The sequence below is a fragment of the Caballeronia sp. genome, from assembly GCF_049581465.1.
Classification (GTDB): Bacteria; Pseudomonadota; Gammaproteobacteria; order Burkholderiales; family Burkholderiaceae; genus Caballeronia.
The window spans coordinates 1-6,917 of sequence record NZ_JBAUSA010001119.1 but is presented as its reverse complement, the minus strand read 5'-3'; the positions used below and the strand labels follow the sequence as shown (position 1 = coordinate 6,917).

The following is a 6,917-nucleotide window of genomic DNA, read 5'->3' as shown; positions in this document are numbered from 1 at the left end:
TTTCTGGCGTGAGATACGCCCCGGAAATGGCATAGTTATAAAAGTTTGGGCTGTCCAGTTCAGGACGACTTTTCCAGAAACACGCGGTCTGGCTTCGAGGGGAGGCTCCGAGCACTTCGCCATCGCTGGCCCAGACAGAGGCGATGGAAACGTGATCGTGCAAATTGCGTCCAACGCCCTCCAGGATTTGCAATGCAGGGATACCGGCAAGAGCCAACTCTGATGCCGGGCCTATTCCAGACTGCATCAATACTTTGGGTGTGTGGATAGCGCCCAACGACAAAACGATTTCGCGAGTCGCTTCCACCGTCATCTCCTTACCCTGGAACGTGAACTCAACCTTTGTCGCGCGACGATTGTCGAACAGGACTCGGTTGACATGAGCTCCGGTCAAGACGGTCAGATTGGGCTGCGCCATCATCGGATAAAGGTACGAGCGGAAGATCGACTGGCGTCTGCCGTCGCAAACCGTTTCGTCGACCAGTGCGCATCCAGCAGCAGCCTCCATCATGCGACCATTCGCGTTGGGAAATCGAGCTAGTCCCAGCGACTCAGCACCTGCCAACAGATGCTCTGAAAAAGGAAAGGGACTCTGCGCCGGCTGCACGTGCACCGCGCCGTGCTCGCCTCGGTAGGCTGCGTCCGGATCACCCGCCCACCTTTCAATGCGGTGTCGATAAAGGTCGAGCACGGCGCGATAACTCCATGTCTCGTCAGACGCCTCTGCAGCATAAAAGTCCCAATCTGCCTGGTGACCTCGCGACCATGTCGATACGTTAATGCTGGATCCGCCGCCGAGCACTTTTCCCATTGAATAAGCGAGCGCACGTCCGTTGAGCTGAGGATTTCTTTCCGCGACAAAACTCCAGTCCAGCTCGCCGCCTAACGTCATCGGCCAGCGATTCGGGTCTTGAACGAGCTCGCTATCGTCACGGCCGCCTGCTTCAATCAGTAGAACGCGCAACCGTGGGTCTGCTGCTAGCCTTGCTGCAACTACGCACCCCGACGTTCCCGCGCCACACACGATAAAATCAAATGGCGTGCCAATACAAGCGGCGAGCTCACGCTGATTTTCCTGGACATGCCGATCAAATTCTTTGTTTGTTACCATCGGGGCTCCAATAAATTCCGTTGGATTGCTTCGCTTTGCTATCTAAGTGAACACAAGGCTTCTTACTGCTTCAAACGCTCGCGCAGCGGGTGAAGCAAGGGCCGATCACACTGCAAAAAGATTAAACTTGCCAATGGTCGGCGCAGTTTGTCGACGCCGCTTGACGAAAAATCGCGATGACGGCCGCCTGGCGGATTAATCGATTGCGATGTCCAAACAGCCGCCCGCGGCGGTCCGTGTCGAATAACACCTTCGCCGTTTTGATCGCCCTTCCTCATCTAAATGGTGGACGAGCCTCCCGCTTGTCCATCTGTGAAGTAGGTTAGCGCCAACGCCATTCAGTGTGAACGTCCGGGCGGCTCATCTGCCTGCTCGATCGTCTCAATCTCGCCCATCTGCTGCGTCGGCGACGATTCTGATGCTTTTTGGATAGCGTCGTTTTCTATTTCAATGTGAAAAACGCCTACCCTGCAACCTTCGTCGAAGCCTCGGTACTTTCGGCATCCTGAATATGTATTGCCACCCAATGAACCACAGTGTGTTGCCCTTCATCACCCGAAATTCCTGAAGAGATTTCATGCCTTGGGACGAACGCGTCCCCGCGGACCATGCCGCGGCAATGGTTCATCTTCCGGTATGCGTTAACCTATGCTCGACGCGCCGCTCACCACCACGAGATGGCAAGGGTTCTGCCCTGCCTTTCGGGTGCTTGCGTAGCCGGTCGGCCGTGCGTAATGCATATCCATCGTGCCAATCAGGACAGCCGATATCGTTCAGTTCTGGCATGAACGGTACCAACGCGACGAAGGTCACCAATGGCTACGCGCACGGCTTTGTCAACTTGCCGAGAGCAAGGCGGCACGAAGCCGGTGTGATGACTGGTCAGAAAGCGAACGACGGATTTTGGGTGACGTCGGCGAATTCGCACCAAGCGACGAACCGGGCAGCGAGCTGTTTGCGATAAAGTGAAGCGCGCAGCAGATGCCGCTTGAGCGCGAAATGTTGCCGGATTGGCCCGGAGCACGAGAGAAATTTCTGTGTGCGTCTCAGGTCGCGAAAGCCGCGCGTGCGACGCTCGCGTTCGCGTGTAGGTTGGTGGCTGTTCTCGGCCCGGTTATTCAGCCGGGCTGCCGCTTTGACGAACACGTGCTTCACATTCGCAAGCTCCTGGGTCTCAGCTTTAGCCGCCGGGTAGCTGCGTAACTGATCGGTGACGATCTTGCGCGGTACCCGGTTCGAGCGCAGCACACGCTTGAAGAAGCGTTTGGCGGCGACCTTATCGCGCCTCTTTTGCACCAGGATGTCGAGTTCGGCGCCATGCTGGTCGACCGCACGCCACAATAGGTACGGTTCGCCTCGCAGCGTGATGAACATCTCGTCGAGGTGCCACGTGCTACCGGGCTTGGGACGCGCCACTTTCACTCGGCGCGCGAAGCCCGTTCCAAATTTGTCGCACCAGCGCCGGATCGTTTCATAGCTCACGACAACGCCGCGCTCGAACAGCAACTCTTCGACGTCGCGAAGGCTCAATTGGAAGCGAAAATACAAGCGCACGGCGCAGCTGATAACGGCGGCCGGAAAGCGATGACCTTGATAGAGCGATTTGGATTTCTTCATCGCATCATCTTAAAACGACAGCCCGAGCAACGTGACAGTGCCCCACCGCGTCACACCTCGACTCTACCGACCTCTGCCCAACGGACGATCGGTCGTACGCGAACCGTTGCGGTCGGTCTATTTTCTTCGAAGCGAACGTCGGAACTACCTCGAAACGCGCGCGCTACTGTCGGCAAAGCCAAATAGCTCGTCGTTTAAAGCAACATCAGAGGCCGTATGTTCAGGACCGGCGCTTGAGTGTTCCGGGCGGTGGACGGCGGCCTTGCGCCGGGGGGAGCGGTTTTGCGATTGGCAATAGAAGCCGCTCATACGAGAAGTCATCCGGGCTGCCACCTAAGCCGTCGGCTTCATCACACCAGATTTCGAGGAAGGTCTGCAAAACTGCTGCATTTGCTGGCGGCATGCACTACTCTAAGCGCAGTGACGAAAACGGGGTGATGCGATGACGCAACTTCATCTTGGATTGGATTTGTCGACGAAGCGCACGCGCAAACGGGAGTTTCTCGACGAGATGAGGTTACATGCGTTTTCAGCACCGTATGTTCAACATCGAGTGTTCGGCGACGCTCGGCGGCGACGGATTCATAGGGCAGGCGATTATTTGGCGCATGCCAGCTGACGCCGAACCGGAAGGAGCCTTTCGGTCGGGCGATCTCTCATCCTTTCCAACCCATTCGCAAGCGATTGGATTCGCGAGATTTTGGGCCAATCCCGCGACGTACTTCGAGTTTCCACCGGAGATGAGTTATAAGCAGGCGCCAAATATATCGAGGGCTTCGAGAGCGTCGCCGACGTCGGCAACCTTCGCCCCGAACTGGTAGCGTGGCTACAGTTCTGTCGACATCGCGAAGATCTTCGGCGGTAGCTGGATGCGTGCATTCAGTGGCGCTTGGGACGCCTGAGGTGGACGGGACGGTGCTATTGAATCCTGCCGATAAGATTCACCCGCCCACGCGCAAGGCGCCTATAGCGTTCAGAACTTTAAACTCGTTACGGCCGCATACTTGCCCTTTCGCGCCATTACCCATTGGCGCTTCGGCCAGCAAATTATTACAATAACCGGGGTAAGTACGCAAAATAAAATCGAAAGACTTACCGAAAATACACCATTGTTTTCGATAAGCACGCGAGCACCAGGGTATCGCAATAAAAGAACTGCGAATAAAATCAGGAAAAAGCACTTCGAAGCAGTGGAGTTCAATCGACTGCGTAGATACAACTCAACAAGCGTGTGAGAAAAGAAATACCAGGTGGCAACAGCCAACAGGATGCTGCCCACAATAAAAATGAACCGCGGGGATACTTCCCATGCAAACTCGATATGGCCAATATCACCATGCTTGCTAATCGAACGCAGAATAGCGTAGCTGATCAATTCAGATAAGTTCGCAACGTTTACCCAACAAACAAAATAAAATAAATAAGGGCGATCTTGATTATATTCAGATGCATAAAAAACAAGGACGCAATGTACAAAAGTGTTGTTGCTATGAACGGCCCAGCAAACGCTATCATTCCCATGGCATGCTTGTCGCCGAGCAGATAAATCAGGAAATAATCGACATGCTCGTCAATTCCGTCGACGAACAGTACGTTTTACCAGTTAAAGTCTCCGAACGATATCTCGAATGGGCTCAGCTTATATCCATAAATCCACGCAGTTATTGCGTGAGCATATTCATGTGGAAAAACTGAAATCCATAGCGTCAAAATAAAAAATACCGGCGTCAGGATGACAAACAAGGAGAATCTTCTGGAATCATTCATGTTCGCCTCCTTGGTTACAAATAAGTGCTGCCGGCAATTTCTTATTGCTGATAGCCCTTGACGTTTCCAATTCACCTCGCCATTGCTCGGCTATTTGAAGTGCGGTCAGATGATTTTTGTAAGAAAATGAAATAAATGCTGCAAGCACGGCGCGAGATTTTTTACGTTTCACATGCCTGGATAGAAGCATCATGATCTGTTCAATCCTCATAAAGAAAGGAGTCTCTGAGGTATCGGAAAGCGGGGGCCGCTCTTGTAGGCTTAAGAACGGGATTTGGTGCATCGCCTCACAAGAAAAGAAGCCGCCGAGTTGCGCGATCAGACGCAGCAACCGGTTGAGTCAGGGTAGTCGCTTAGGCATGAGCCCTTTTCACCAACAAGCCGCCTGATTTTATTACGTCAACGAACAACGACACATCGAGTTCCGGACACGTTTGACTAAGGCGCATCGTTCTTGAGTACGTTGAAAAATCTCGATCGGTCGGAAGTTGCCACTCGATCGGTTTGATGTGTAAGGGTGCGCTCATTGCAAGCCTGATCTTTCCAGCGCTCCGCCCAGGACTCGAGGGCAGGCTGAACCGGATCTCGCGCCGCGCTTATGATGTCGCCATCTTCTGCCACAGCTGTCCGCCGCCATCAAGGCGGTGGTTGCGCGTCGAATGGAGCAAAGGCAGTTAGCAAAGGCAGTTAGCCAGGGCGGTATGCACGCCCATGCGCTGCCAGTACAACCGGGGCCCGGCAATACGTCATTCGTCGCGGTAAAGATGAAGGCGTTCACCCTTCTTGCGCACGACCCGTTCGAGCCTGCTTCGAATTGCATGTGCAACGTTGCGTTAGAAGGCCAGCCTCAAGTGGTCTCACTATAGAACGTTGTCGCCAATCATCAAGCGGAATATGCGCTATCAATTATCCGAACTCGACTTCGTGGACAAGGCTGAGGATGCGCCTATGCGGTTACCTTGCAATACGTTTGGCTCTGATGTGACGTTTGTGGTGCCGCAATCGACAAGCTGAGATCTGCCACTGAGAAAACGCCGTCAAATTTCCAGCGTCTACGCGTTTTGACACGCTCTGGGCCGGTCACTGCCTCCTGTAACCGGCAACCGCAACGCAAACTCAGCATGGCGGCGATCGGCAGCACGCCACCCCGAGGAGACATTCGACATTTCCACAAAGCGGACAGCCACATGCGCTGTTCACACAATCGATCTACCAGGTACTTGCCACCGGATGGCTAGTAAAATTCGGCGTACCACCGGGCCCATAAGGATCCGGGTTGCCGAAACGCGAAATAGTCCCGTCCGCGCGGGCTTGGGCCAATTCTGCGCGCACCTGCGCTCGCGTCTTCGGACCTTGAGTCGATACTGCCTGCGTCGAGCTTGACTGCGAAGATTGAACGGATTGGGCGCCCACCAGAGTGGTCGCTACAGACAGTGTTGCCACGACCATTGTCGTCATCAACTGCTTTGGTTTCATCATCGCTCTCCAAACACCTCTTTACCGAACTGCGCATTTGCCCGGTGGGAAAGCAGACCGGTATCAATGAACTACTCTAGTGTTTTTATTTAAGAGAGCCGACCCAATCCAATCTGCCGCAAACCTTGCCTGCATGGTGCAGGTTACTACGACCCGGGCGGCCCGTCTCATGACACCCCCCGAAGACTTGCGCGCTATCGTCAGCATCGGTTTTCTCAGCCGTATAGCGATTGTCGGCGATCTAGGTATCGATGTCGAACGCCCGAAGTTGGCCGAACTCTGCGTTACATTGCGGGTTTGATTTCCATCATCGGCGGCGTAGACGTTGCAACTCGGGTGGCAGACAGCGGACCATCAAGTGCAATGCCATCGGGACCAGCACTCCATCGTCCACAATCCCGACGAATGGAACAGCGACATTGAAAGGATCGATCGCGTACAACGCTACAAGAACGATTGCGGGCATCAGCCATACAGGACGGTTGGGGTGCCCCAGCGCATACCAGAGTACGCGCAGATCGTTCTTGATCACCTTCAATAGCAAAGCGATTTTTTTCATTCCGACAGTTCCCCACTACCTATGGAAGGCGACGTCACCACCAGTTCCGTCCCTGCATCGGCTACGCTGCCTTCCGCTCTTGAATGTGCGCAGGCCGTATCCCGCAAATCAAATGCTACTCCTGGATCGGGCGCGGAAGCGGTCAATAAACGTCAACAGCATTCTCGCCCTGTAGCCTTTTGATTGTTGGCGATCTACGCGGCGACGTTGCGACGTTGCGGGTCCCAAACCGGCCGATCTTTGCCTGTCTGTGATCGGCTGCACGCGACCCCGTAGGAGACGGTCGCTGTTCTACGAAGCGGTCATTCATTCCGCGTCATTTCGCTGTGGCACGATCACTGTTTTTTAACGCCGGATGCATCAAGGCGCTCGACTTGTAGGTAAGCC

At 54.4% G+C, this 6,917-nt stretch carries 6 protein-coding genes; 1 reads left to right on the top strand and 5 read right to left on the bottom strand.

The window, feature by feature from the left end; genetic code table 11:
* From WCA53_RS27345 to WCA53_RS27330, 4 genes are all read right to left on the bottom strand, one after another.
* On the bottom strand, positions 1-1,111 hold a 1,111-nt coding region (locus WCA53_RS27345; protein WP_423918121.1), incomplete at its 3' end, for a GMC family oxidoreductase.
* A gap of 882 nt (positions 1,112-1,993) precedes the next feature.
* Positions 1,994-2,728 (bottom strand): IS6 family transposase, encoded by a 735-nt coding sequence (locus WCA53_RS27340; protein WP_423918118.1) that lies wholly within the window; start codon positions 2,726-2,728, stop codon positions 1,994-1,996.
* Positions 2,729-4,487: 1,759 nt separating this feature from the next.
* Positions 4,488-4,826 (bottom strand): hypothetical protein, encoded by a 339-nt coding sequence (locus tag WCA53_RS27335; protein WP_423918115.1) that lies wholly within the window; start codon positions 4,824-4,826, stop codon positions 4,488-4,490.
* An 878-nt stretch (positions 4,827-5,704) separates the two neighbouring features.
* Positions 5,705-5,944: a DUF4148 domain-containing protein gene (locus tag WCA53_RS27330; protein ID WP_423918125.1), complete on the bottom strand. Its 240-nt coding sequence runs from the start codon at positions 5,942-5,944 to the stop codon at positions 5,705-5,707.
* A 196-nt stretch (positions 5,945-6,140) separates the two neighbouring features.
* Here WCA53_RS27330 and WCA53_RS27325 point away from each other — a divergent pair, with 196 nt between their 5' ends.
* Positions 6,141-6,272, top strand: coding sequence for a hypothetical protein (locus tag WCA53_RS27325; protein WP_423918112.1), 132 nt, complete (start codon positions 6,141-6,143; stop codon positions 6,270-6,272).
* A gap of 6 nt (positions 6,273-6,278) precedes the next feature.
* On the opposite strand, the gene WCA53_RS27320 is transcribed toward WCA53_RS27325, so the two are convergent.
* On the bottom strand, positions 6,279-6,530 hold the full coding sequence (locus WCA53_RS27320; RefSeq protein ID WP_423918109.1) for a YkvA family protein: 252 nt from the start codon (positions 6,528-6,530) through the stop codon (positions 6,279-6,281).
* Positions 6,531-6,917: the final 387 nt, after the last annotated feature.